Annotated in this window: 26 protein-coding genes and 1 pseudogene; 17 read left to right on the top strand and 10 right to left on the bottom strand. The window is 68.5% G+C overall.

The window, feature by feature from the left end:
- Positions 1-260: 260 nt before the first annotated feature.
- Together Q0Q47_RS29480 and Q0Q47_RS29475 are read right to left on the bottom strand one after the other, a co-directional pair.
- On the bottom strand, positions 261-719 hold the full coding sequence (locus tag Q0Q47_RS29480) for an SRPBCC family protein (RefSeq protein WP_293868509.1): 459 nt from the start codon (positions 717-719) through the stop codon (positions 261-263).
- A 156-nt stretch (positions 720-875) separates the two neighbouring features.
- Positions 876-1,784, bottom strand: coding sequence for a LysR family transcriptional regulator (locus Q0Q47_RS29475; protein ID WP_293868513.1), 909 nt, complete (start codon positions 1,782-1,784; stop codon positions 876-878).
- 106 nt (positions 1,785-1,890) lie between these two features.
- Here Q0Q47_RS29475 and Q0Q47_RS29470 point away from each other — a divergent pair, with 106 nt between their 5' ends.
- From Q0Q47_RS29470 to Q0Q47_RS29450, 5 genes and pseudogenes are all read left to right on the top strand, one after another.
- The gene (locus Q0Q47_RS29470) at positions 1,891-2,202 is read left to right on the top strand and encodes a nuclear transport factor 2 family protein (RefSeq protein ID WP_293868507.1); all 312 of its coding nucleotides are present in this window, start codon (positions 1,891-1,893) and stop codon (positions 2,200-2,202) included.
- Positions 2,202-2,981 carry an SDR family oxidoreductase gene (locus tag Q0Q47_RS29465; RefSeq protein ID WP_293868505.1) on the top strand — a complete coding sequence of 260 codons (780 nt, stop codon included), beginning with the start codon at positions 2,202-2,204 and terminating at the stop codon, positions 2,979-2,981. The genes Q0Q47_RS29470 and Q0Q47_RS29465 overlap by 1 nt, the downstream gene beginning before the upstream one ends.
- Positions 2,982-3,130: 149 nt before the next feature.
- Positions 3,131-3,715: a DUF2239 family protein gene (locus tag Q0Q47_RS29460; RefSeq protein WP_293868503.1), complete on the top strand. Its 585-nt coding sequence runs from the start codon at positions 3,131-3,133 to the stop codon at positions 3,713-3,715.
- Entirely contained in the window at positions 3,712-4,746 is a 1,035-nt protein-coding gene (locus tag Q0Q47_RS29455) for a hypothetical protein (RefSeq protein WP_293868501.1), read from the top strand. Before Q0Q47_RS29460 ends, Q0Q47_RS29455 begins: the two co-directional genes overlap by 4 nt.
- Before the next feature lie 84 nt (positions 4,747-4,830).
- Positions 4,831-4,941: pseudogene (locus tag Q0Q47_RS29450) on the top strand (glutathione S-transferase family protein); the annotation flags it as partial.
- A 111-nt stretch (positions 4,942-5,052) separates the two neighbouring features.
- Here Q0Q47_RS29450 and Q0Q47_RS29445 read toward each other — a convergent pair.
- Positions 5,053-5,607 (bottom strand): fasciclin domain-containing protein, encoded by a 555-nt coding sequence (locus tag Q0Q47_RS29445; protein ID WP_293868511.1) that lies wholly within the window; start codon positions 5,605-5,607, stop codon positions 5,053-5,055.
- Between the two features lie 218 nt (positions 5,608-5,825).
- A complete protein-coding gene (locus Q0Q47_RS29440; protein ID WP_293868499.1) occupies positions 5,826-6,266 on the bottom strand; it encodes a DoxX family protein in 441 nt (146 codons plus the stop codon).
- Between the two features lie 193 nt (positions 6,267-6,459).
- Here Q0Q47_RS29440 and Q0Q47_RS29435 point away from each other — a divergent pair, with 193 nt between their 5' ends.
- Positions 6,460-7,362: an MBL fold metallo-hydrolase gene (locus Q0Q47_RS29435; protein ID WP_293868497.1), complete on the top strand. Its 903-nt coding sequence runs from the start codon at positions 6,460-6,462 to the stop codon at positions 7,360-7,362.
- A gap of 80 nt (positions 7,363-7,442) precedes the next feature.
- Here Q0Q47_RS29435 and Q0Q47_RS29430 read toward each other — a convergent pair whose 3' ends face one another.
- The 3 genes from Q0Q47_RS29430 to Q0Q47_RS29420 form a co-directional block, all read right to left on the bottom strand.
- Positions 7,443-8,468, bottom strand: a complete 1,026-nt coding sequence (locus Q0Q47_RS29430) for a nuclear transport factor 2 family protein (protein WP_293868495.1) — start codon at positions 8,466-8,468, stop codon at positions 7,443-7,445.
- A gap of 97 nt (positions 8,469-8,565) precedes the next feature.
- Positions 8,566-8,892: a copper-binding protein gene (locus Q0Q47_RS29425; RefSeq protein WP_293868493.1), complete on the bottom strand. Its 327-nt coding sequence runs from the start codon at positions 8,890-8,892 to the stop codon at positions 8,566-8,568.
- Positions 8,893-8,906: 14 nt separating this feature from the next.
- Entirely contained in the window at positions 8,907-9,389 is a 483-nt protein-coding gene (locus Q0Q47_RS29420) for a cupredoxin family protein (protein WP_293868491.1), read from the bottom strand.
- A gap of 242 nt (positions 9,390-9,631) precedes the next feature.
- Here Q0Q47_RS29420 and Q0Q47_RS29415 point away from each other — a divergent pair, with 242 nt between their 5' ends.
- From Q0Q47_RS29415 to dps, 8 genes are all read left to right on the top strand, one after another.
- A complete protein-coding gene (locus tag Q0Q47_RS29415) occupies positions 9,632-10,288 on the top strand; it encodes a hydrolase (protein ID WP_293868489.1) in 657 nt (218 codons plus the stop codon).
- Positions 10,289-10,327: 39 nt separating this feature from the next.
- Positions 10,328-11,062, top strand: coding sequence for an alpha/beta hydrolase (locus tag Q0Q47_RS29410; protein WP_293868487.1), 735 nt, complete (start codon positions 10,328-10,330; stop codon positions 11,060-11,062).
- Between the two features lie 22 nt (positions 11,063-11,084).
- Positions 11,085-11,375, top strand: a complete 291-nt coding sequence (locus Q0Q47_RS29405) for a XapX domain-containing protein (RefSeq protein WP_293868485.1) — start codon at positions 11,085-11,087, stop codon at positions 11,373-11,375.
- A complete protein-coding gene (locus Q0Q47_RS29400) occupies positions 11,372-13,261 on the top strand; it encodes an amidohydrolase (RefSeq protein WP_293868483.1) in 1,890 nt (629 codons plus the stop codon). Before Q0Q47_RS29405 ends, Q0Q47_RS29400 begins: the two co-directional genes overlap by 4 nt.
- Before the next feature lie 192 nt (positions 13,262-13,453).
- On the top strand, positions 13,454-14,302 hold the full coding sequence (locus Q0Q47_RS29395; protein ID WP_367278325.1) for an alpha/beta fold hydrolase: 849 nt from the start codon (positions 13,454-13,456) through the stop codon (positions 14,300-14,302).
- Between the two features lie 62 nt (positions 14,303-14,364).
- Positions 14,365-15,075, top strand: a complete 711-nt coding sequence (locus tag Q0Q47_RS29390; RefSeq protein WP_293868479.1) for a YoaK family protein — start codon at positions 14,365-14,367, stop codon at positions 15,073-15,075.
- A 2-nt stretch (positions 15,076-15,077) separates the two neighbouring features.
- On the top strand, positions 15,078-15,656 hold the full coding sequence (locus tag Q0Q47_RS29385) for a hypothetical protein (protein ID WP_293868477.1): 579 nt from the start codon (positions 15,078-15,080) through the stop codon (positions 15,654-15,656).
- Positions 15,657-15,681: 25 nt separating this feature from the next.
- Complete coding sequence (dps, locus tag Q0Q47_RS29380; protein ID WP_293868475.1) at positions 15,682-16,161, top strand: DNA starvation/stationary phase protection protein Dps; 480 nt, start codon at positions 15,682-15,684, stop codon at positions 16,159-16,161.
- Between the two features lie 34 nt (positions 16,162-16,195).
- Here the strand turns inward: dps and Q0Q47_RS29375 are convergent, their stop codons facing one another.
- From Q0Q47_RS29375 to Q0Q47_RS29365, 3 genes are all read right to left on the bottom strand, one after another.
- A complete protein-coding gene (locus Q0Q47_RS29375) occupies positions 16,196-17,746 on the bottom strand; it encodes a sulfatase (protein WP_293868473.1) in 1,551 nt (516 codons plus the stop codon).
- Positions 17,747-17,819: 73 nt separating this feature from the next.
- Positions 17,820-18,950 (bottom strand): mandelate racemase/muconate lactonizing enzyme family protein, encoded by a 1,131-nt coding sequence (locus Q0Q47_RS29370; protein WP_293868471.1) that lies wholly within the window; start codon positions 18,948-18,950, stop codon positions 17,820-17,822.
- Between the two features lie 19 nt (positions 18,951-18,969).
- Positions 18,970-19,977: a LacI family DNA-binding transcriptional regulator gene (locus Q0Q47_RS29365; protein WP_293868469.1), complete on the bottom strand. Its 1,008-nt coding sequence runs from the start codon at positions 19,975-19,977 to the stop codon at positions 18,970-18,972.
- A 485-nt stretch (positions 19,978-20,462) separates the two neighbouring features.
- On the opposite strand from Q0Q47_RS29365, the gene Q0Q47_RS29360 reads away from it, so the two are divergent.
- The 3 genes from Q0Q47_RS29360 (at position 20,463) to Q0Q47_RS29350 (ending at position 23,826) form a co-directional block, all read left to right on the top strand.
- Positions 20,463-21,755 (top strand): ABC transporter substrate-binding protein, encoded by a 1,293-nt coding sequence (locus tag Q0Q47_RS29360; RefSeq protein ID WP_293868467.1) that lies wholly within the window; start codon positions 20,463-20,465, stop codon positions 21,753-21,755.
- Between the two features lie 320 nt (positions 21,756-22,075).
- On the top strand, positions 22,076-22,978 hold the full coding sequence (locus Q0Q47_RS29355; protein WP_293868465.1) for a carbohydrate ABC transporter permease: 903 nt from the start codon (positions 22,076-22,078) through the stop codon (positions 22,976-22,978).
- Positions 22,978-23,826: a carbohydrate ABC transporter permease gene (locus Q0Q47_RS29350; protein ID WP_293868463.1), complete on the top strand. Its 849-nt coding sequence runs from the start codon at positions 22,978-22,980 to the stop codon at positions 23,824-23,826. Before Q0Q47_RS29355 ends, Q0Q47_RS29350 begins: the two co-directional genes overlap by 1 nt.
- The last annotated feature ends 194 nt before the right edge of the window (positions 23,827-24,020 follow it).

Here is a 24,020-nt window from a genome sequence, read left to right as displayed (position 1 = left end):
CCCCGAACGAGTGTTCACCATGTCTCCGGTCTGTACACCAAGCCCGGCCATGACGCGGAGAGGGAGGTGCCAGCTGGACGACCGAAACAAGCGCTGCGCAGCCGCCGAAGGCGGCGTGTCGAAGGACGCAGAATGGTCGTGGAGGTTCAAAGCCCTGACGGACCATTGTGCGTCCTTCGACACGCCCGCTCCGCGGGCTGCTCAGGATGAGGAGATTGAGGTTTCAGGCTTCCAAGTGCACCTGGGCAGAGGTCTCCAGGTCAGGACCCGGGGGCCACCGGTGGGGTAGCCTGGTCCAGGCATGAGCCCAGGGCGCCAATCCAGACAGCGAAGCCGTCCCGCTCGAGACGGCGGGCTGTGGCTTCGCCGCCGTCTCCGGCGTCGAACTCGGCCGACCATTCGACGAAACAGGCATCGGACTCGGTAACGGGCGCGACCCTGATGGTCGACCGGAAACTCCGCATGCCCATCGGCGCCGCACTCACGAAGGCATAGCTGTAGCAGCGGTCGTCGTCGCTATGCGCGAGGAGCACCTGCCGGACGCGGCCGTTGGGACCCTCGAAGCTGCGGACGGCTCCGATATCGGTGGGCGACCGGTCGTCCTCGATCGTGACCGGGGCCTTCACACCGGCCCAGGCATAGTCATGGAATGACCGGATGGCGGCCCATGTCGTCGCGGCGTCATGGGGGAGAATTGCGCTGAAATAGGCTTTGGCCATGGTTGCTCCTGCGACGTGCCCCTTGGCCCGACCCTGGGCCGCGAGCCGTCGCTGCTCCACCCGATTCCTGCCGGCCCGAAGGGATCGCTTGAAGGGTGGTGCTGATGGGGGCCAGAACTGCTGGCGAGTACGCCACGACCCCGGGCACCCGCTCTTTCAGGTGGTCGGGACGGTGCCACCGAGCTCCCGTGCCATGCCGACCAGGGCCTTGAATGCGGCTGAGGGATTCTTTCTGGACGGGTAGTAGAGGCACAAGGGTGACAGCGGCGGTGTCCAGTCTTCCAGGACACGGATGAGCCGACCTGCGGCGATGTCCTCGCGCACGTCGGATTCAATGACGTAGCCGATGCCGACATCGGCCAGGACGGCGCGTTGCACCAGGCTGACCTCGTCCAGCGTCAGCGGGCCGGCGACCTCCATGGACAGCGGCTGGCCATCCTTCTCGAACCGCCAGCGATAGAGGCTGCCGTCCGGCAGCCGAACCCTGATGCAGGCATGGTTGCGCAGGTCCGGCGGGACCTTTGGCTCGCCGTGCGCCCTCAGGTAGGCCGGCGAGGCGACGACCACGTTGCGCCGGGGCAGCCCGAGCGGGACGGCGATCATGTCGGTCGGAACAAGGTCATGTCCGCGGATGCCGATGTCGAAGCCGTCGGCGACGATGTCGACCAGCCGACCTTCCGTGACGAGATCCACGTGAACGTCGGGAAAGCGGCCGAGAAACGCCAGGAGGAGTGGCGCGAAAACCTCCCGCGCGGCGGCCGCGTAAGCGTTGATCCGCAAGGTGCCCGATGGTGTCGCCTGGTGAGATCGTGCCCCCTCGATCGCCGCAGTGATGTCCTGCAGCGCGGGGCCGACCTGGACCACGAAGGTCCGTCCTGCATCCGTCAACGAAACGCTGCGCGTGGTCCGGTTGAAAAGTCGAACGCCGAGATCCCGCTCCAGCTTGGCGATCGCGTTGCTCAGAGCGGTGGTCGACAGCCCGAGATCCACGGCGGCCGCGCGGAAGGACCCCTTTCGCGCAATGGCCAGGACCGCTTCCAGTTCGACCAGACCAGGCCTGCTCATTGTCCCGTTTCCCGAAACGCCACGTCCCTCTTTGTGCCGATGATCGCGATAAAGGTCCACCCTAGATTGGGCTCATCCGAGTGAGCCAGAGGAGACCACGATGCACATGCCCGACAGCATAAGGGCGTTCTTCGACGCCGAACGCCGCGGCCCTGACGCGCTGGAGATCGCGTTCCTTGACGACGCCGTCGTGAAGGACGAACGCACGCGCCGCGAGGGCCTCGCGGCCATCCGGGAGTGGTGGACGACCGCCCGACAGACGTACCAGCACACGGTGATGCCCATCGACATGACGGGATCGGGCGACGCCATTGCCGTCTGCGCCGTCGTGACGGGCCGCTTCCCCGGAAGCCCCGCGACGCTGACATACTCCTTCACCCTGCGTGACCGGAAGATCGCCGAGCTGGAGATCGGGTGATGGCTGATTTTCTCATGCTCGAGGGCAAGCGCGTCCTCGTCTCCGGCGGAACGAAGGGGGCCGGGGCTGCCACCGTGGCGCTGTTTCGCGAACGCGGTGCACAGGTGCTCACGGCCGCCCGTTCCAGTCCGGAAGGCCTCGATGAAAAGGCCTTCGTCGCCGCCGACCTCATGACGGACGAGGGCTGTCGCCTTGTGGCGGAGGCCGCAGGCGAACGCCTCGGCGGCGTCGACATTGTCGTGCACATGCTTGGCGGCTCCGCCGCGCCGGCGGGCGGGTTCGCCGCGCTCGGCGAGGCCGAGTGGCGGCGGGAGTTCGATCTCAACCTCTACCCGGCCGTCCGGCTGGACAGGCTGCTCGTTCCCGACATGGTGAGGCGGGGCAGGGGCGTGGTGATCCACGTCACCTCGATCCAGCGCCTGCTGCCCTTGCCGGAAGCGACGACGGCCTATGCCGCTGCCAAGGCCGCCCTGTCGACCTACAGCAAGAGCCTCTCCAAGGAGGTATCACCCAAGGGCGTGCGGGTGGTCCGCGTCGCGCCGGGCTGGATCTTCACGGAGTCGTCCAACCACCTGGCCGAACGCCTCGCCCAGGACGCCGGCACGGACCTTGAAGGCGGCAAGCAGATCATCATGGATTCGATCGGCGGCATCCCGATCGGACGGCCCACGCGGCCTGAGGAGGTCGCCAACCTCATCGCCTTCCTCGCGTCCGACCGGGCCGCGACAATCACCGGGACTGAGATCGTCATCGATGGCGGCACCGTGCCGACCGCCTGACGCTCACGCGGTCCCGAGACGGCAGCCGCACACGAGGCTGGGGAAATGGAGGCCCGGTCGTCCATTCCGGTGTTCTATCCTCATTTTTACCCGGGTGAAATTGACAGGCGCATTTCATCCGGGTAAAAAGCCTCCCTCAGGAGGATCCCATGCAGCACGGCGGAACGGTGACGGCCTTCAGGGGCGAGAGGCTCGTCGCGGCGGGACGCCGGGACGAAGTGGTCGCGGCGCTGCGCGCAGCGGGGTTGCAGGTCGATGACGGCGCCGTCCTGGTCTTCGACGACGAGACGGGCGCTCAGGTGGACCTCGATGTCCGCGCTCCCGCACCGGAGCCGCCCTCTGTTGCGGGGGAGGAGGATGTTGCGGCCAGGCGGGCCGGCCGGCCCAAGCTCGGCGTCGTGGCGCGTGAGGTCACGCTGCTGCCGCGCCATTGGGACTGGCTCGGCAACCAGCCGGGTGGGGCCTCCGTCACGTTGCGGAAGCTCGTCGAGATGGCCCGCAAGGCCGATGTCGAGCAGGCAGCGGGCCGCCGGGCACGCGAGGCCGCCGACCGGTTCATGGGGGCGATGCTGGGCAACGCACCGCACTACGAGGAGGCTTCGCGGGCGCTGTACAGGGGCGAGGGATCGCGGTTCCTGGACCTGACGCAGGATTGGCCCGCCGACCTGCGCGACCACGCCCGCAGGCTGGCCGCGCCGGCGTTCGGGGATCCGGCCCGGCCGGAGCGCCCATGAGCGACCGCGCCGAAGCCTTGATCCGGGACGGTGTGCTGCTCGCCCCCGCGGGGGACGGCGTTGCCCTGCCCGTGATCGACCTCACACATCCCCGCTTCGCCGTCCCCGACGACGACGCCGGCATCAAGGCGCTGCGCCGGGCCTTCATGGAGAACGAGCGCCGCCAGGCCCGGGTGCCGCGGTTCCTGATGCGCTGGATGATCGCCTCGGCGGCCCGGAAGTCCCGGTTCCTCCGCGCCGTCTTCGACCCGGAAGCGACCTTTCTCGACGGGATCACGACCTACGCCATGAAGCTCGGCGAGGCGAACCTGGTGCCGCCGTTCGACGCCGATGCGGACAAGCGCTTCGCCCGCTCCCCTCACGTCACCTGCCTGCGGCTGCGCATGCAGCAGACGGCGGCGCTCATCGCCGACGCCGCTGCGCGGGACCTGCGCGACGCGCCGGGCCGGCCGCTTCACCTCGTCGACATCGCTGGTGGGCCCGCGATGGATGCGCTGAACGCCGTGATCGTCCTGGCACGGTCCTGGCCCGGCCTTCTCGGCCCGGTGCGCATCCTCGTCCTCGATCCCGACGAGACGGGCCCGGCCTTCGGCGCGGCGGCCCTGAAGGAACTCGCGCGGCCCGGCCGGCCGCTGCACGGGCTCGACGTCGTCCTGCAGCGGATCTCCTACGACTGGGCCGACACGGCGCCCCTGGACGACTGCATCGCCGGTGCGATCGCGAGCGGCGCCGCCATCGTCGCGTCCTCGGAAGGAGGCCTCTTCGAATACGGGTCCGACGAGGCCATCGTCCGCAACCTGGCGAGCCTCCACGCAGCGGGCCGGGGGGCGCGAGCGGTGGTCGGCTCCGTCACCAGCAGCGACGACCATCGCCGCCGCATGGTGGCCCAGAGTTCCGTGAAGGTGATCCCCCGAGGTCTCGCCGGCTTCGCTCCGCTGGCAGCCCGCGCCGGCTACGCCATCGCCCGGTCCCGACCGGCGATCGTCAGCGATCAGGTCGAACTCGTCATGGGGCGAGGAGGAGACGCGTGAGCCAGGATCGGCTGGTGACTCCACAGTGTGCCGGGGGGCAGTTGCGACCTGCGAGGGGTTCCTGGTTGGCCGGCCTATCCCCGCCTTCTGGACTACAGAAAGCGCCTGCTGCAGAGGCCCTCCGTCGTGCGGGCCGTGGAGGAGGGGCGCCCCTACCGCCACTACTTCCCTCTCGGTGCACCGGATCGAGACTAGTCGCCAATCGCGAGGCGTGGGTGAGAGGACCAGGCCGCGACGACCAGGCATCGGGTGAACGCAGGAGTGCGCGGCGAGCCACGCACGCCCGGGTTCACCCGACACGCTGCATCAGGGCATCATGACGGTGTCGACCACGTGGATCACGCCGTTCGACTGCATGACATTCGCAATCGTGACTCGAGCGCTGTGGCCCTGCATGTCCTGCACGTAGAGGCTTTTGCCACTGCGGCCTTTCACCACCGAGAGGGTTTCGCCTTCCGCCGTCTTCAGCTTGGCCTCGCCGCCGCTCTTGTCCACCAGCGTCATCAGATCGGCGGCCGTGTAGCGCCCGGGAACGACGTGATAGGTGAGCACCTTTGTCAGGGTGCCCTTGTTCTGCGGCATGACGAGGTTTTCGAACGTCCCGGCCGGCAGCTTTGCGAAGGCTTTGTTCGTCGGGGCGAACACCGTGAAGGGACCCGGTCCCTGCAAGGTGTCGACGAGCCCCGCCGCCTTGACCGCGGCCACCAGCGTGGTGTGGTCCTTCGAGTTCACCGCGTTCTGGACGATCGTCTTCTCCGGAAACATCGGCGCGCCGCCAACCACGACCGGTTTAGCCTGGGCTGGCACGGCCAGGCAGAAGGCCGCGATGGCGGCACACGCCGACAGGGTTCTGAAGGACATGGAACGTCTCCTGATCGAGCACCGGACGATACCGGCCAGTCCGATACTGCCCATCTCGGCCGGGAGATGCGGAGCGCCGAACACTTCGCCGTGATCGGCGCCGTGGCCGACAGGAGCCTCCTGTGCGCTGGTTTCCGGCAGTTGCATCACCGCGGACACTCGCCACGTCGTTCGGTGTCGGGTTTCACGATCGTCCGCTTTCTCCCGGCGGCCGACCGTCAATCGTGCGGATGACTGCGGCGCGACGTGGACCGGAACGGCCACGAGGTCGCCGCCGAGCAAAACAAGGCCGCCCAGACGATGACCGGCTGCAGCGCCAGCCTGGGTGCATGATACCACCAGGTCGAAGGCAGGCCCGCCACCTGGATCCCCTCGACCGCGTGCCGGATATTGGCTGGGAACACGCAGGCCGCGTAAAGGGCCAGCATGATCCCCGATATTCGGCGAAGCCGCGGGATCAGCAGGCCGGCCGCTCCAGCGAGCTCGCAAAGGCCCGTGACCAGCACGACCTCGCGGGGCATGGGCACCCAAAGCGGCACGATCGGCAGGAAAGCCTCGGGCGACCAGAGATGCAGGAGGCCTGCCGCCGCATAGAGGGCGGAGAGAGCCGATCTCAGGAGCGACCGTGCTCGTGGAGGCGTGAGGGCTTCGTCGTCCATGTCGGGTCTACGTGCGCGGGCACGTCACGGTTTCCGCCGTCTCGTTCTGCCCTGCAAGGGTGGCCTCGGTCATGGCGTCCGCGTGTCGATCCCGCCCCGACGCGATCGTGACCGGGTCGGGGCGATGCCGTTGTGGATTTCCGGCATGGGAGGATGCTCAACTGGTGCTCGCAAGACGGTGGAGGAGGCCAGCATGCGCAGGACAATTGCAGCCGCCACGGTGATGGTGGGATCGCTGCTCGCAGGAGCGGCGCTCGCCCAGACGGACTACTCCGCCGTCGTCATGAAGACGACCGAGCTCGGGCATCGCACCTACATGATCGAGGGCATGGGGGGAAACATCACCGCAGCTGTCGGTGACGACGGCGTGATCATGGTGGACGGGCAGTTCGCTCCCCTGCACGACAAGATCAAGGCGGCGGTCGCCGCCGTCTCGGACAAGCCCATTCGATATCTGGTGAACACGCATTTCCACGGCGACCACACGGGCGGCAACGCCCCCTTCGCCAAGGACGGCGTGGTGATCGTCGCCCATGAGGGCGTGGCGAAGCGGTTGACGTCGGGAACGACGAATGGACTGACGGGCGCCAAGACCCCGCCCGCGGCCGCCGAGGCCCTTCCCACCAGAACCTACGGCCAGGATCTGACGCTCACCGTCCAGGGCCGGCAGGCCCTGCTGCGCCACGTCCCGAACGCGCATACCGACGGAGATACCTACGTCTACTTCGCGGATGCCAATGTCCTGTCGACGGGCGACATCGTCACGCTGGGCACGCGGTATCCGAATATCGATTTCGCGCAGGGTGGGAGCATCGATGGCCTGATTGCCGGGTCCGACCTCTATCTCGGGCTCGTGAACGACCAGACCAAGATCGTCCCCGGGCATGGCCCCCTGATCGACAAGACGAGACTGAGCGCCTACCGCACCATGCTGGCCACCGCGCGAGATCGGGTCGCCGCCCTGAAGACCGCCGGCAAGAGCATCGACGAGGCTGTGGCGGCCAAGCCTCTGGCCGACATCGGCGCCGGCATCGGCGCGAACGAACAGCAGAACGGCGACTTCGTTCGCCTCGTCTACACCACGCTCAAACCCTGACGCGCCGGGCCGGCGTCGGGTGAGAAGGGAAACCATGGACCTTCAGGCCAGTTAGGCCGGCGTCCACGCCGAGACCAGCGTCATGGGGGCGGGGAGACCGTGTCGAGGCGGCCCAGGACATCCAGGCCCTGCATGTTCAGGAAGTGCAGGATGTCGATGAACACCCAGTTTTCGGCGAGCTTGCCGTCTTCTTCCCGATAGATGTCCACGACGCGCATGTCGGCGGGGTGAGGGCTCGCCGTCATGCCCATGAAGCCGCCGGCGTTGTTCAAGGTGAGGTTGGGCCAGCCGAAGAAGCCGCCGAAGCGGCCTTCCGCCAGACGGCAGAGATGGCCGTTGAAGCGGTAGCCGTTCGACAAGGTCTGACGGAACGGGCCGGAGTGCTGGAGAATGTAGCGCGGGATGGTGAAGGTGGCGCCGATCCCGGCCGGTCCCCACCAGATCATGTCCCGGCTCCAGGAGCGCGCCAGCTCCTCCTCGAGGCCGGCCGCGCCACGGCTTCTGTCGGCGGACCGCATGTCTCCGAGCATCTTGTTGATGGCCGCGAGCGTGGCCCGACCCTTTTCGGGATCCTGCGGCCCATACATCAGGCCCTCGTGGGTGGCCGGTCCGGGTTGCACCAGGTGAGCGCCGGTCTGCGGCGGGAACGGGTTCTGGCCCGCCTGGATCATGACCTGCGGGATGTCGCAGAACAGGGCCGTCTCCGTGATCCGCCCCGCGTCGACCCTGTTGAACTCGGCGTAGCGCATCATGGCGATCCGGCCGGTCGGCCGTATGCCGAGCCAGGGCTGGTCGAACAGGCCCATGAAGTGTCCCATGGAGGCCACCCAGACGGACTGGAAGCCGTCCATCTCGTTCAGCCCTGCCATGAAGATGTCGGGGCGCCGGTGAAGGCGCGTCATGGCCCGGAGCATGGGCTCCCAGAACGTGGCCGCGACGGCGTCCGCGCCACGCTGCTCGTGAAAGGGATGCATGCCGCGCCAATGCCAGTCCGGTGCGGTGTGCCGTTTCAGCGCGTCGGCCACGCCGCCCGGCCCGGCGCCGATGACGGCCTCATGGTGCGCCCGCACCAGGTCCTTCTCACGCTGGAAGTCGTTCACGCTCATGGTTCGATCCCGGGTGTCCCGCGCGCCGGCGCCAAATCGGCGACCGCAGCAGTCTAAGCCGGGCCGCGACCCTTGGCGATCCGCGGCCCTGTCACGCTCACTTCGTCTTGGCGATGGACGTGACGGTGAGCTGGCCGTTCACCCGGTCGGCCGTGAACAGAACCGTGTCGCCCTTCTTCACCTGCTTGAGCATGGCCTTGTCGGCGGCCTTGAAGACCATCTTCATCCCGCCCATTCCGAGGTTCGGAATCGCTCCATGGTTGAGGGTGATCTTCTCGGCGCTCTCGTCGACCTTTTCGACGGTACCCTTCACCGTGGGTAGGTCCTGCACCTTCACTGCATCCTGTGCCAGTGCCGGGCTCAGCAGGAGTCCGGCGGCGGTGGCGGCCGCGAGGATCGCGCGGGACATCCTGGTCTTGATCATGGGTCTGCTCCTTCTCACTTGACGATGATGGTGCCGGTCATGCCGGCTTCGCGGTGACCGGGGATGAGGCACGAGAAGTCGAACGTGCCGGCCTTGTCGAAACGCCAGAGGATCTCCGACGCCCTCATCGGGCCGATCCGCTTCGCGTGCGGGTCATCGTGCTCCATGTCGGGGTTCTTCTTCATTTCCTCGGCGTGCCTGAGGTTCATCTCGAGCGTGGCCAGCACCATCTCGTGGTCCAGGGCGCCGTCGTTGCGGAGCTTGAAGCGCACCTGCTCTCCCTTCCGTACTTCGATGCGGTTCGGCACGAAGGCCATGGCCCCGCCGTCGTCCTTCATCACGACCGTGACGACCCGGGCGGGCTTCCTGGGGTCGCCCGGGTGGCCGAAGGCGTCGGTCGCATGGTGATGGCCGGCGGGGCCCGCGCCAGCCGACGCGGCCGGTCCCGCGAGGGCGGCGGTGAGGGCTGCAATGCCGGCGAGGATGTGTGTCTTCACGATCGGTCTCCGTGTGCTTGCCTGTCGAAATACTCAGCGATGATGGCGGCCATCGGACGGCCGGCCTGCTGCGCGGATCGATAGCGCAGACAAGCATGGCTCGCTTTGCCCCGACCCGCCAAGCGGAGACGGTCCGTTGCATTCGCCCCCCCGAATGAGGGATGCCCGGGCGCCCCATCCAGGTCTGTGGGGCGAAGACCGACCTCCTACACTGGCGGGCAGATCCGATCAGGAGGTTTCCCATGACGCCCAGTGCCACCGCCACGCCCTCGAACCTCCTGCTCACGCCGCGCGACCACACGCTGCTGATGATCGACTTCCAGTCGCAGATGGCGTTCGCGACCAAGTCGATCGATCCCGTCCTGCTGCGCAACAACGCCGCGCTGGTGGCCCATGCCGCGGCGGGATTCGGCGTTTCGACCGTCCTGACCACGGTGGCGGAGAAGACCTTCTCCGGACCCATGTTCGACGAGATCGTCGAGGCCTTCCCGGGCCAGGCGATGATCGACCGGACCTCCATGAACACGTGGGAGGACGCGCACGTGATCGACAAGATCAACGCGATGGGCAAGGGCCGCATCGTGCTGAGCGGGCTGTGGACCTCGGTGTGCATCGTCGGGCCCGCTCTCTCGGCCCTGGCGCAGGGCTTCGAGGTCTACGTCATCGCCGATGCCTGCGGCGACGTCTCGGAGGAGGCGCACGAGCGCGCCATGGACCGCATGGTCCAGGCCGGCGCGCGACCGATGACGTCGCTGCAGTACATGCTCGAGCTGCAGCGCGACTGGGCGCGGACCGACACCTACGCCCTGACCACCGGCATCGCCCGCAAGTTCGGCGGCGGCTACGGGCTGGGGATCATCTACGCCAAGTCCATGTTCGGCGCCTCGGAAGGGCACTAGCCCGTGTCGCCCCCCGCGAACGACGAGGGAGCTCCCGCCATGGGCGCAGCCGCCACTTCCGGCGTCACGGTGGTCCTGGTCCACGGGGCCTGGGCCGACGGTTCGAGCTGGCGGCGCGTCATCGCGATCCTGCAGGCGCGCGGCGTCGCCGCGATCGCCGTGCAGAACCCCACGACGTCGCTGGCCGACGACGTGGAGGCGACGCGCCAGATCCTCAAGTCCGTGACGGGACCGGTGGTCCTGGCCGGGCACAGCTGGGGCGGCACGGTGATCACCGAGGCCGGCAACGAGGCGAAGGTGAAGGCTCTCGTCTACGTCGCCGCGTTTGCTCCCGATGCGGGGCAGTCGACCGGCGACCAGGTCGGTGCCTATCCCGCGCCCCCCGGCCTCGGCGGGATCTCCGACGACGGCACCGGTCGCCTGCGCATGAGCGCGCAGAGCTGGGTCGAGAACGTCGCCCAGGACCTGCCGCCGGCGGACGCCCGCGTCCTGGCCGCCATCGCGCCGCCGCTCGGGCCGGCGACCTTCGGCGATGCGGTGAGCCGCGCCGCCTGGGCCGAGAAGCCCAGCTGGTACGTCGTTTCGGCCCGCGACCGTGCCGTCAGCGTCGACCTGCAGCGCGATCTCGCCAAGCGAATGAAGGCCCGCACCACGGAACTCGAGACCAGCCACATGTCGCTGCTCTCGGCACCGCAGGCGGTCGCCGACGTCATCCTGGCGGCCGTCGCCGCCGTCGCCGCCGTCGCCGCCGTCGCCGCCGTCGCCGCCGCCTGATGCGCGTCCACGGGAGGCCTGCGTGAAGATCTATCTCGCGTCCCTCGGGGCGGGCCTCCTGGTCGGCGTGGTCTATGCCCTCCTGCAGGTCCGCTCGCCGGCGCCGCCGGTGGTGGCCCTCGTCGGGTTGCTCGGCATCCTCGTCGGGGAGCAGGTGCCGCCGCTGGTCAAGGCCCTGTGGGCCCGCGACCCCGCGGCCTTCGGCTGGATGAGCCACATCCGGCCGCACGTCTTCGGATCCCTGCCGCGTGGGGGCGGGTCCGCCACGCGCGTCCACGCGCCCACGCTGCCTAACGACGGAGAACGGGGATGACGACATCCGGCGAACCCGACCTCATCCTGCACAACGGGCGGGTGACCACTCTCGACCGAACCAACCCAGTCGCCGAGGCCGTGGCCGTGAAGGACGGCGTCTTTTCCGCCGTCGGGACGGACCGCGAGGTGCTGGCGCTGGCGGGGCCCGCGACCCGTCTCGTCGACGTCCAGGGCCGGCGCGTGCTGCCGGGCCTCATCGACAACCACCTGCACATCATCCGCGGCGGCCTGAACTTCAACATGGAGCTGCGCTGGGACGGCGTCCGCTCGCTGGCCGACGCGATGGACATGCTGAAGCGGCAGGTCTCGATCACGCCGCCGCCGCAGTGGGTGCGGGTGGTGGGCGGCTTCACCGAGCATCAGTTCGCGGAAAAGCGCCTGCCCACCCTGGAGGAGATCAACGCCGTCGCGCCGGACACGCCGGTCTTCATCCTGCACCTCTACGACCGCGCGCTGCTCAACGGCGCGGCGCTTCGGGCGGTGGGCTACACGAAGGACACGCCGGAGCCTCCGGGCGGCCAGATCCTGCGCGACGGGGCCGGCAATCCCACCGGGCTGCTGCTCGCCAGGCCCAATGCCGGCATCCTCTACGCCACTTTGGCCAAGGGGCCCAAGCTGCCCTTCGACTACCAGGTGAACTCGACGCGCCACTTCATGCGCGAGCTCAACCGCCTGGGCGTCACCGGCGCCATCGACGCGGGCGGCGGCTTCCAGAACTACCCCGACGACTACGCCGTCATCCAGAAGCTCGCCGACGACGGGCAGCTCACCGTGCGCCTCGCCTACAACCTCTTCACGCAGAAGCCGAAGCAGGAGCGCGAGGACTTCCTGAACTGGACCAGGACGTCGACCTACAAGCAGGGCAACGATTACTTCCGGCACAACGGCGCGGGCGAGATGCTCGTGTTCTCCGCGGCCGACTTCGAGGACTTCCGCGAACCCCGCCCGGACATGCCGCCGGAGATGGAGGGCGACCTGGAGGGGGTCGTGCGCATCCTCGCCGAGAACCGCTGGCCGTGGCGCATGCACGCCACCTACGACGAGACGATCTCGCGTGCCCTCGACGTGTTCGAAAAGGTCGACAGGGACGTCTCGCTCGCGGGCCTCAACTGGTTCTTCGACCACGCCGAGACGATTTCGGAGCGCAACATCGACCGGGTCGCGGCGCTCGGCGGCGGCATCGCCGTGCAGCACCGCATGGCCTATCAGGGCGAGTACTTCGTCGAGCGCTACGGCCTGCAGGCGGCCGAGGAGACCCCGCCGGTCCGTCGCATGCTGGACAGCGGCGTCCGGGTCTCCGCCGGCACCGACGCGACGCGGGTGGCCTCCTACAATCCCTGGGTCTCGCTCTCCTGGCTGGTGACCGGCCGGACGCTCGGCGGGCTCAACCTCTACCCGCTCCGCAACTGCCTGGATCGCGAGACCGCGCTCAGGATGTGGACGGAGAACGTCACCTGGTTCTCCAACGAGGAGGGCCGCAAGGGGCGCATCGAGGCGGGCCAGTTCGCCGACCTCATCGTTCCGAGCGCCGATTTCCTCTCCTGCCCGGAGGACCAGATCCCGTTCCTCAGCTCCGACCTCACCATGGTCGGCGGCAGGATGGTGTGGGCGGCGGGCGACTTCGCCGCCCTCGACGAAGGCACCGTGCCTCCTGCGATGCCGGACTGGTCGCCGGTGAACCGCTTCAAGGGCTACGCGGCCTGGGGCGAGCCGGAGGGGGGCGGACGGCACTCCCTGCGGCGGAGCGCGGCGCAGGCCTGCGGCTGCGCCAGCGCCTGTGGCGTGCACGGCCACGACCATGCCCGGGCCTGGACGGGGCGGGCGCCCACCTCCGACCTGCGCTCCTTCTGGGGCGTGCTCGGCTGCGCGTGCTGGGCGGTCTGACAGAGCCGCCCCAGCGCCGGATCTTCCCCCAACAGGAGTGCCCGCATGACCGAAAGCGCCGACCGACCCACGGTCCGGATGACCCGCCGGGAGACGCTGGCCGCCGCGGCGCTCGCCGTGCCGGCCGCCGTCGCCGCCACCCACGGCCTCGCGGCCACCGCCACCACCCCCCCTTCCAGAGGAGAACACGTCATGACCAGCAGCACCGTCACCACCAAGGACGGCGTCGAGATCTTCTACAAGGACTGGGGTCCGAAGGACGCCCAGCCCGTGATGTTCCACCACGGGTGGCCGCTCTCGTCCGACGACTGGGACGCGCAGATGCTGTTCTTCCTGCACAACGGCTTCCGCGTCGTCGCCCACGACCGGCGCGGCCATGGCCGCTCGCAGCAGGTCTCCGACGGCCACACGATGGACAACTACGCGGCGGACGCCTTCGCCGTGGTGGAGCACCTCAACCTGCGCAATGCGGTGCACATCGGGCACTCGACCGGCGGTGGCGAGGTGGCGCGCTACGTCGCCAAGCACGGGCAGCCTGCCGGACGCGTGGCGAAGGCCGTCCTGGTGAGCGCCGTGCCGCCGATCATGCTGAAGACGGCCTCCAATCCGGAGGGCCTGCCGATGGAAGTCTTCGACGGCTTCCGCAAGGGCGTCGCGGACAACCGGGCGCAGATGTTCCTCGACGTGCCGACCGGTCCCTTCTACGGCTTCAACCGCGAGGGCGCGAAGGTCTATCCGGGCGTCATCCAGAACTGGTGGCGCCAGGGCATGGCGGGCAGCGCCAAGGCCCACTACGACGGCATCAAGGCCTTCTCGGAGACCGACCAGACCGAGGACCTGAAGACGATCACCGTGCCGACCCTGGTGATGCACGGCGACGACGACCAGATCGTGCCGATCGCCGACAGCGCGATGAAGTCGGTCAAGCTGCTGAAGCACGGCACGCTGAAGGTCTACAAGGGCTACCCGCACGGCATGCTCACGACCCATGCGGACGTGATCAATCCGGACCTGCTCGCCTTCATCAAGGCGAAGGCCTGACGCGTCCCGTCGTTCCGGAGGACGCGCCCGCCGCGTCCTCCTTCCCATCCCGGGTGCCAGCCATGTCCACGATCACGCAGACGGCCCCGGCGAAGCCGGGCGGCGAGGCTGGCCGGCTGGTTCCTCCGGCCCTGGCCTTCACGGCCGGATTCGTCGACACCTGCGGCTTCATCGCCTTGTTCGGCCTGTTCACCGCGCACGTCACGGGCAACTTCGTGCTGATCGGGGCGGAGCTCGTGGGCCCGTCGCGCGGCATCCTGACCAAGCTCCTGGCGCTGCCGACCTTCGTCGTCGCGGTGGCGCTGACGCGGCTCGCCGTCGCCGCGATGGAAGCGCGGGGGAGGGCGCCGCTTCGGCCCCTGCTCGTGGCGCAGGGGCTTCTCCTGCTGGCCTTCATGGCCGCGGGCCTCGCCATCGGCCCACCCGCGCTGGCGGATGCCTGGCCGGAACTCCTGACGGGCCTCCTCGGCGTGACCGCCATGGCCATCCAGAACGCCAAGGCGCGGCTCCTGCTCTCGGCAGCGACCCCCTCCACGGTGATGACCGGCAACGTCACGCAACTGGTCATCGACCTGGTCGACCTCGCCCGGCCGACCGAGGCGCCGGTGCGCGCCCAGGCCGCCGCGCGTGCCGCCAAGATGGCGCCCGCGGTGGCGGCGTTCGCGATCGGGGCCGTGGCCGGCGCCTTCGGATACGCGGCTTTCGGCTTCCTGTGCCTCGTGCTGCCGGTGCTGGTGGTCTTCGCGCTGGCCGCCCGCGTTCCGGGCCGCTGACCGTGCCCACGATCTCGCTCGCCACGGTGCTCGTCTCCGCCCTGGTGAGCGTGGTCACCGGCTATATCGGTGCGCTCCTCAACCTCGGGCGGCAGAGGCGGGCGGAGCGGCGGGTCTACGGGCTCGCGCTTCTCGCCGAGATCAAGGCCATCCAGCGCGGGCTGCTGCGCTACAAGGCGCGGATCGACCGCTACGGCGCGCCCGGCGAACCGTCGGGGCGCCTGCGCCATGAACTCGCTTTGTGGCGCCGGGACCTCTCGGTCTATGCCAACACGTCGGGGCGGATCGGGCTGTTCTCGGTCCGCACGGCGATCGAGATCATCGAGTTCTACCATCGCGTCCGCTGGCTGGACGCGCGCATCGGCGAGCTCTCGGACGAGACCCTGTGCACGCCCGAGACGTTCGGGCAGTGGATGGCCGACCATCGCGAGACCCTGCGCCGCGCGCAGGTCCACGCCCGCTTCCTGAGCCGCCTCCTGCGGCACGAAGTCCCCGCCACATGGCCCGAGATCGCCTCGGCCCTGCGGTCCGGACGCCTGACGCGCCCCGCCTTCCGGCGCCTGCGCAGAGCCCCGTTCTAGCCCCTCCAGCCCCCGAGGACCCGCCATGCACACGACCCGCAACACGCTTCCCCTCGCCATCCGCGAGGCCTCGGTCGCCGTCCTGAACCGCCACCTGGCGGCGGCGATCGACCTGCATGCCCAGATCAAGCAGGCCCACTGGAACGTGGTCGGGCCGGGCTTCATCGCCGTGCACGAGCTGTTCGATGCCATCGCCGGCCTGGTCGAGGACCAGTCGGACCTCATCGCCGAGCGCGCGCGCACCCTCGGCGGCACGGCGCAGGGCACGATCCAGGTCGCCTCCACCCACAGCTTCCTCGTGCCCTATCCGCTCGGGGTGGCCGACACGAAGGAGCACCTCTTCGCGGTGGCCGGTGCGCTCGCGGCCTTCGAGCAATCCGTGCGGGAGGCCATCGACGCCACGGCGGCCGGCGGCGACGCCGAGACGTCCGACATCTTCACGGAGGTCGGACGGGCGATCGCCAAGCAGCTCTGGTTCGTCGAGGCGCACCTCGGGGCGGGCTGAAGCCCCGGTCCGAGCCGGACCAACCCAGGGGACGCTAGAGGCGGTCCGCGCCCTTTCCGGCGTTGCCGTCGCCGGCGTCCTCGAGCCCGAGCCTCGCGAAGGCCTCGGGCGGGGCCTGGTTGCGCTTCATGAGGTCGATCATCAGGCCCGTGAGGCGGGCCAGCACGGCCGGATCCTGCAGCGGCTTGTCCTGGCCGGGATCGGTCGCGAGGTCGTAGAGCCGCGTGTCGTTCTCGATGAAGGCTCCCGGGCCATAGAGGCCGTGCAGCGGCGAACGCGCGATGACGGGGACCTTCAGCAGCCGGGCGCCCTTGGTGAACGGGAAGGGCTCGGAGAGCAGCGCGTTGCCGAGCTCTTCCGTCGAGAACGGCTCGTAGATGTGGGTCGGCATGAGCGTGTACTGGAAGATGTCCTGCTTCATCAGGTCGGCGGGGTAGCGGTGATAGGTGTAGCGCCCGTCCGCCACGTTCACCGCCCCGCCGAAGTACCCGAACAGGATGGCGTCCCGCCTCACCGTGCCCGCGGCCACGTCCCACAGCGACTGACCCTCGGTCTCGGGCGGGCGCTCGGCGCCGAACAGGTCGATGAAGGTCGGCGCGATGTCGATGGACTGGGTCAGCGCGGCGCAGCGCGTCCCGTCGCGCTCCGGGTGCCGCGGATCGTGGGCGAACAGCGGGATGCGGGCGATCTCCTCGTAGATGTTCATCTTGTTCTTGGCCCAGAAGTCGTGCTCGCCGAGCAGGAAGCCGTGGTCCGTCGTCACCACGAGGGCCGTGTCCTTCCACATGTCGTGCGCGTCGAAGTAGTCCAGCAATTGCCCGAGCAGGGCGTCGCACATGGACACGATGGCGTAGTAGTTGGCGCGCAGCTCCTCGCATTCCTCCGGCAGCTCGTCGACCCGCCCATAGCGCGGCCAATCGCGAATCGGACCCGTCCAGCCCTTGTCGAAGGGCTCCTTGAACCGGGCCGGCGCATGGAAGGGCTCGTGCGGGTCGAAGGTCTCGATCTGCAGCAGCCAGTCGTCCGCCTCCCGGTTGCGGTCGAGGAACTCGAAGCCGTGGGCGAAGCACTGGACCGAGGGAAAATCCTTCTCGTCCTTGATGAATTCGCGGTTGATGATGTTCTGGGAGAAGTACTCGCGGCGCTGCGTCGTGAACTGGCGCTGGTGGTACATCTCGCGCAGCCGGTCCCAGTGCGGCTTCACCATGGCCTTCCACGGGTCGCCTTCCTGGCCGCGCACGAATTCGTAGGAGTCGTAGCGGTTGTGGTAGGTCGCCCCGCCGTCCTCCCAATAGTGGAAGTGGTCGGTGATCAGGTGGCTGTAGACGCCCTTGTCGAACAGCACCTCGGGGAAGGCATTGTCGAAGGGTTCCAGCGGCCCCCAGCTGCGGTGCAGGAAGGTGAGCCGCCCCGTCAGCATGTCGCGGCGCGCCGGCATGCAGGGAAGGCTCCCGACATAGTGGCTGTCGAAGGTCACGGACCGCTTCGCCAGCCGGTCGAAGTTCGGTGTCGGGATCCGCTTGCCGCCATAGGCGCCCAGCATGTGCCGGTTGAGGGAATCGAACAGGACGAAGACGGCCTTCATGGGATCCTCCCGGGATCGTTCTGCGCGGGTCTTGGGCCCGCGTGATGGGCTGCGGCTGGCGAGAGAACGCCCGTCATCCCCAGCGCTCGATGGCCTCCGGAGCCAGAGCGATGCCGAGCCCCGGCCCCTGCGGCATCACGAGAGCGCCGTCTGCGACCGCGGGCTTCACGTCGAGGGTGCTGTCGAACAGCGGGTTGGGATTGGCGTCCATCTCCAGCCAGTGCGCGCCGTCGATCGCGGCGGTGAGGTGCGCGCTCGCATAGAGGCCGACCGCGCCGCCGAACATGTGGAAGCAGAGCTTCTTGCCGGCCGCGACGGCCTTGCGGCCGATGACCAGCCCCTCGGATATGCCGCCGGTCTTGGTGATGTCGGGCTGGACGAAGTCGGCCATGCCGATCACGTCCTCGAGCGAGGCCAGCCCCTGCGCGTTCTCGCCGAAGGCCAGCGGAATGCCGAGGTCACGGGGCCAGGCCCGATAGGCCTGCGTGTCGTCGACGGGGAACGGCTCTTCGAGGAATTCGAGGCGGCACTCCTTCAGCAGGGGCGCCATGGCGAGGAAGCTCTCGCGCGTCATCGTCTGGTTGGCATCCGCCATGACGGGCCTGTCGCCCGCCAGGGCGCGCGCGGTCCGGATGGTCTCGCGGTCGGTGTCCTCCCCGAAGGAGAACCGGATCTTGAAGCGGCAATGGCCGCGGTGCATCGCATCCGCGATGGTCGTGCTCACGTGCGGCGGTGCGATGCCGCTGGCGTAGACGGGCACGCGGGCCGGCATGATCCCGTCGCCGCGCAGCATCCGGGCCAGGGGCAGGCCGGCGAGGCGGGCGTGGGCGTCCCAGAGCGCGATGTCGACGCCCGCCACCGCCTGGTGGACGGGGCCGGGCGCGCCCCACTGGTTGGCGAGAAGGCGCAGCCGCCGGTGCATGGCGCCATACAGGCGGACGGGATCGTCCAGCACCTGTCCGACCAGGAACGGCGCCAGCACGTGGCGGACGATGTCGATGCGCTCCTGGCAGCCCCAGGGCGGGAAGTTCGCCCAGACTTCGCCGAGCCCCGTCTGCCCACCCTCGAGCGTGACGCGGACCAGCAGGTTGGGGCGGGCCTCGAGCCGTCCGAAGGGGCCGCTGATCGGCCGCTCGAGCGGCAGGCGCAAGAGCAGCGGCTCGACGGCCGTGATCACGGGGTGGGTCCCGGATGCCGGTTTCATGGTGGCCACCGCTCCTGTCTCAGGCGCTGGCGCGCAGCGCGATTTCGAACCCGACGTCGACCACCGGCTCGTCCACGGGCTCGCCCCGCAGGCGCTTCACGATCAGTTCGCCGGTTCGGCGGCCGATCTCGTCGCTGCGGACATGCACCGTGGTGAGCGGCACGGGCAGGTTGGCGGAGATCTCGAGGTCGCCGAACCCCGCGATGGCCAGGTCGCCCGGCAGCGAAAGTCCCATGCGCAGGCACTCGAGCAGCGCACCGACCGCCGGGATCTCCGAATGGAAGCAGACGAGATCCGGCCGCGTGGGGCTGTCCAGCAGGCGCCGGATGGCGTCGCGCCCGAGCTCCATCGTGGTAGGCTGGGGCAGGCTGACGACGTGCTCATCGAGGACGGAGAGCCCGGCCTCGCGCATGGCGATGTAGAAGCCGCGCTGGCGGTCGAATCCCTGGTCGTTGTTGTTGAAGTCGCCGCCGACGAGCGCCACCCGGCGATAGCCGCGCGCCAGCAGGGTGAGCGTCAGCTGGCGGGCGGCCTCGAGGTTGTCGTAGCCCACGACGAGGTCGATCGGGTTCGGGCGCAGGTTGAAGGTCTCGACCACGGGACCGCGGAAGCGGCGCAGGTGCTCGTGCAGGCTCTCGCTGTGGGTGAAGCCCGGCAGCACGATGGCGTCCGCCTGGCGACCGACGAAGGCCTTCAGCAAGTCCGTCTCGAGATCCTGGGAGCGCTCGCTGGCCCCGACGAGCAGCTGGATGCCGTTGGCCTGCAACACGCTCGCGAGGCTCTGGACGGCGGAGGAGAACAGCGTCGACCGCAGGATCGGCACGATGGCGCCCACGGTATTGCTGCGCTGGGAGACCAGCGACCGGGCGGCGAGGTTGGGAATGTAGCCCAGCCTGTCGATGGCCTCGCCCACCCGGGCCCGCGTCGCCGGGGCGACGGTGGCCGGCTGGCGCAAGGCACGCGACACCGTGATGAGGGACAGGCCTGCTTCCTGGGCGATGTCCTTGAGGGTGGCTGGCCGCTTCATCGGGGTGCCCGTTGGCCCAACTGAGGCATCGCCGCGGCCATGATGCCGGCCCGGCGAGGAGAGGTTTCAGCGTCGAAGAATGACACACGAATGTCAAGCGCCGGAAGCGGACGTGGCGGGGTACATCGTCGGCAATACCGGGATCTTCCGTTGAAAGGCGAGCCGCGATTCCGGAGCGGGAGAATCCAATTGACAGTCCCTTGGACATGCACTGACATACGAAGATCATCATGACCGCGTTCTCCCGTCCGGCGTCGCCGGGGAGGCCGCGGGGGAGGGCGCTTGCATGAGCATGCCCCACGGGCGAGACCCGGCGACGACGGAGGGCGATGCCCTTCGCACGGGCGCTTGCCACGGCGTCGTCCTTTTCGGGCGCAGCTTCAGGTCGGCTTGTCCTTGCGAGCAGAGGCGACGGAGACGACAGTCGATTTCGACACCTGCCTGAAGAGCGGGTGCGAGCCAACGGGCAAGAGGGAGAGACGACCATGTTCATGCGAAGCGCGATGCTGGCCGGGGCAGCCGTGGCGATGCTGACCTGCGCCGCGCAGGCCCAGACCACCATCACCTTCCGGTTCCACGATCCGGAGGCGCCGCAGATGCGCCAGGCCCTCGACGAGTTCGAGAAGGCCAACCCGGACATCAAGGTCACCATGCAGCGGGTGAGCTGGGGCGACGCGCAGCAGCAGATCCTGCGCGAGGCTGCCGTGGGCTCCGCGCCGGACGTGATGCAGCTCGCCTTCGTCTGGCCGCGCGCCTTCGCCGCCGCGGGGGCGTTGCGCCCGCTCGACGACCTGATCGCCAAGACCGGCATCGGCGTCGCGGGTTGGGACCAGTTCGTGTCGCGCGACCTCGCCCTGGGCGCCGACGGCAAGACCTACGCCATCCCGTTCACCACCGACACCTTCGCGATGATCTACAACACGGATCTCCTGAAGGCGGCCGGCTACGACAAGTTCCCGACCACCTGGAACGACCTGCGCAACGCCAGCAAGGCCGTGACCGACAAGACCGGCAAGGCCGGCTGGGGCTTCCCGGCGGGGGCCTGCGGCACGCCGTCGATCTGGTTCTTCACCAACTACTACATGTGGTCGAAGGGCTGGGCTTACGTCGAGCAGGCCGCCGACGGCAAGAAGTACGAGATGAAGATCACGCCCGACCAGATCGCCGAGGCGTTCGACTACTACAAGTCCTATCTGGACCAGGGCCATAACCCGAAGTCGAGCCTGTCGATCTGCCTGTGGGGAGCGCCTGAGGTCGTGGAGGGCATGGTCAACGGCGACATCGCCATCGCCAGCGTCCCCGACACGGTGGCCGTCCAGATCATCAACACCTACAAGCAGCGCAACCCCGGCAAGCCCGTGCCGCTGGCCGCGGCTCCGCACCCGGCGGACGTCAACGGCTCCAAGACCAATTTCGGCGGCCGGCATCTCGCCATCGCCGCCAACAGCAAGAACCCGGAGGCCGCGTGGAAGCTCGTCCGCTTCTTGACGACGCCGGATCCGACCTTCACCAAGTACTACACGAACTACGTGCAGCCGCAGCGCCCGATCATGAACTACGACCGGCTGCCGTCGGAGATCTCGGCCGGCTTCACGGCGCAGCTGCAGAGCGCGCGCAGCTGGGGCGCCTACAACAACGGGCCGGTCTCCATTCCCTTCATGTGGAACGCGGTGGGGCGCTGGGCCGGGTCGGTGTTCATCGGCGAGAAGACCTCCAAGCAGGCCGCGACCGAACTGCACGAAGCGATCGCCAAGGAACTGGCCAAGAACCAGAAGTGACCCGCGGGGTACGCCACGCCCGGCCCCCCTGTAGCCCCTCTGAATCCGCAGGCCAGAATGAAGGGCGCTCTCCCTCCCCTGCAGGGGAGGGTGGCAGCCGCGAAGCGGCTGACGGGTGGGGACCGCGGAGAAGAACGAGGCGGCCAAGCCGGGGCCGGTCCTGTCGTCGTGCAAAAGCCTGCCGCACCGTCCCCACCCGTCTCGCGCTTCGCGCGATCCACCCTCCCCTGCAGGGGAGGGAGCCGGCGCTCGTCCAGCGAGAATCAATTGCGTATGCCGAAAGCTTCAGCGCAGGCGACACATGAACGACAAGGCGAGACATGAACGGTGAACGTCGCTTCGTCGTGACGATGCTGGTGCCCACGTTCTTCCTGCTCGTGTGCTTCTACCTGTATCCGACCCTCTACAATCTCTCGAACAGCTTCACCGACCTCAGCCTCTTTTCCATGCGCAAGGGCGGCGACTGGATCGGGATCGACAACTACGTCGAGCTGGTGACGAGCCGCGACTTCCGCAGCGTCCTGTTCAACACCGTCGTCTGGCTCACGATCGTCGGCGTGTCGGTGCGCATCCTGCTGGGGCTCGGGCTGGCGTTTCTGCTGACGAGCCGCACCATCCGCAAGTATCGCCTGCAGACGATCAGCCGCGTGCTGCTGCTCGTGCCATGGGCGACGCCCCCCATCGTCGCCATCCTGATCTGGCGCTGGATGCTCGACCCGCGCGTCGGCGTCATCAACGAGGTCCTGCTGTGGACCGGGCTCGTCGCCAAGCCGGTGGCGTTCCTGGCGACCGCCAATCTCGTCTGGCCGGCGCTGATCACCATCATCACCTGGAACACGCTGCCGCTGGTCACGCTCACCTTCATGGCGAGCCTGCAGTCTCTGCCGGAGGAACTGGTCGAGGCCGCCGAGGTGGACGGCGCGAGCCGGCTGCAGGTGCTGCGCTACGTCTACATTCCCCACCTCAAGCCGGCGATCATCGTGATGGTGCTGATGTCCACGTTCTGGACCTTCAACAACTTCGTCTATGTCTGGCTCACCACGGGTGCCGGGCCTGGCCTCTACACCAACGTCATGGCAACGGAGGTCTACATCAAGGGCTTCATCGACGGACGGCTCGGCTACAGCTCGGCGGTGGGCATCGTGATGGCCGCGATCATGACCGCCTTCGGCATCCTGTACCTGCGGGTCATCGCCCAGCGCGAGCTGAAGGAGGTGCTGTGATGGCCACCGCCGCGACACGCTCCGGGTCCGCGCCCCTGCGCAAGCTCGCCGGTGAGTTGGCGATCATCGCCACGACGCTGATCGCGCTCTTCGTGCTGGTCTATCCGACCGCATGGGTGTTCCTGGCCTCGTTCCGGACGCCGGAGACGATGTTCGCCGCGGGGCGCCACGTCTACACGCTGGACAACTATCGCGTCCTGCTGTCGTCGGAGTTCTCGCGCTCGATCTTCAACAGCCTGTTCATCTGCTCCGCCAGCGTGATCGTCTCCACCGCGGTGGCGGTGGTGGCGGCCTATGTCTTCTCGCGCATGCGCTTTCGCGGCAAGACCGTGCTCTTCGGGTCGGTGATGATGGGGCAGACCTTCCCCTGGATCATCCTGGTCACGCCGCTGTTCATCCTGTTCGCGCGGCTGGGACTGCTCAACAGCTATGCGGGGCTCATCTTCGTCTACGTGGCGGTGTCGATCCCGTTCTCGATCTACCTGCTCGTGGGCTACCTCGAGTCCGTGCCGCGCACGCTCGACGAGGCGGCCATCATCGACGGCTGCACGCGGCTGCAGGTGATCACCCGCATCGTGTTCCCGATCATGATCCCGGGCATCGTGGCCACCGCGACCTATGCCTTCCTGCTGTGCTGGTCGGAGTATCTGTTCGCACTGGCCTTCCTCACCGACACCGAGCGCAAGACGATGCCGCTGCTGCTCAGCTCCTATTTCGGCGAGAACGTCGTCGAGTGGGGCAACGTCATGGCGGGCTCGGCGGTGACGACCCTGCCGACGCTGCTTCTGTTCCTGCCGCTGCAGACCCGCATGACCTCGGGGCTGGCCGCCGGGTCGGTCAAGCAATAGGCCGGCGCGCCCTGGCCGGTGTGACTCGATCCGCTCGCTCGACGTCCTCGTCCTGAGAGCTTGGGACGCTTTGGTGCCTCCAGCTTGCACCTCCCTCTCCGCGTCATGCCCGGGCTTCGGCCCTTCGGCAGGCACACAGATGATTCTCGATGGCTGAGCGCGTTCTCCCTCCCCTGCAGGGGAGGGTGGATCGC

It is taken from the genome of uncultured Alsobacter sp., from assembly GCF_945952055.1.
Lineage (GTDB): Bacteria > Pseudomonadota > Alphaproteobacteria > Rhizobiales > Beijerinckiaceae > Alsobacter.
The sequence above is the reverse complement of the archived record's forward strand: the minus strand, read 5'-3'. Positions and strand labels throughout refer to the sequence as shown.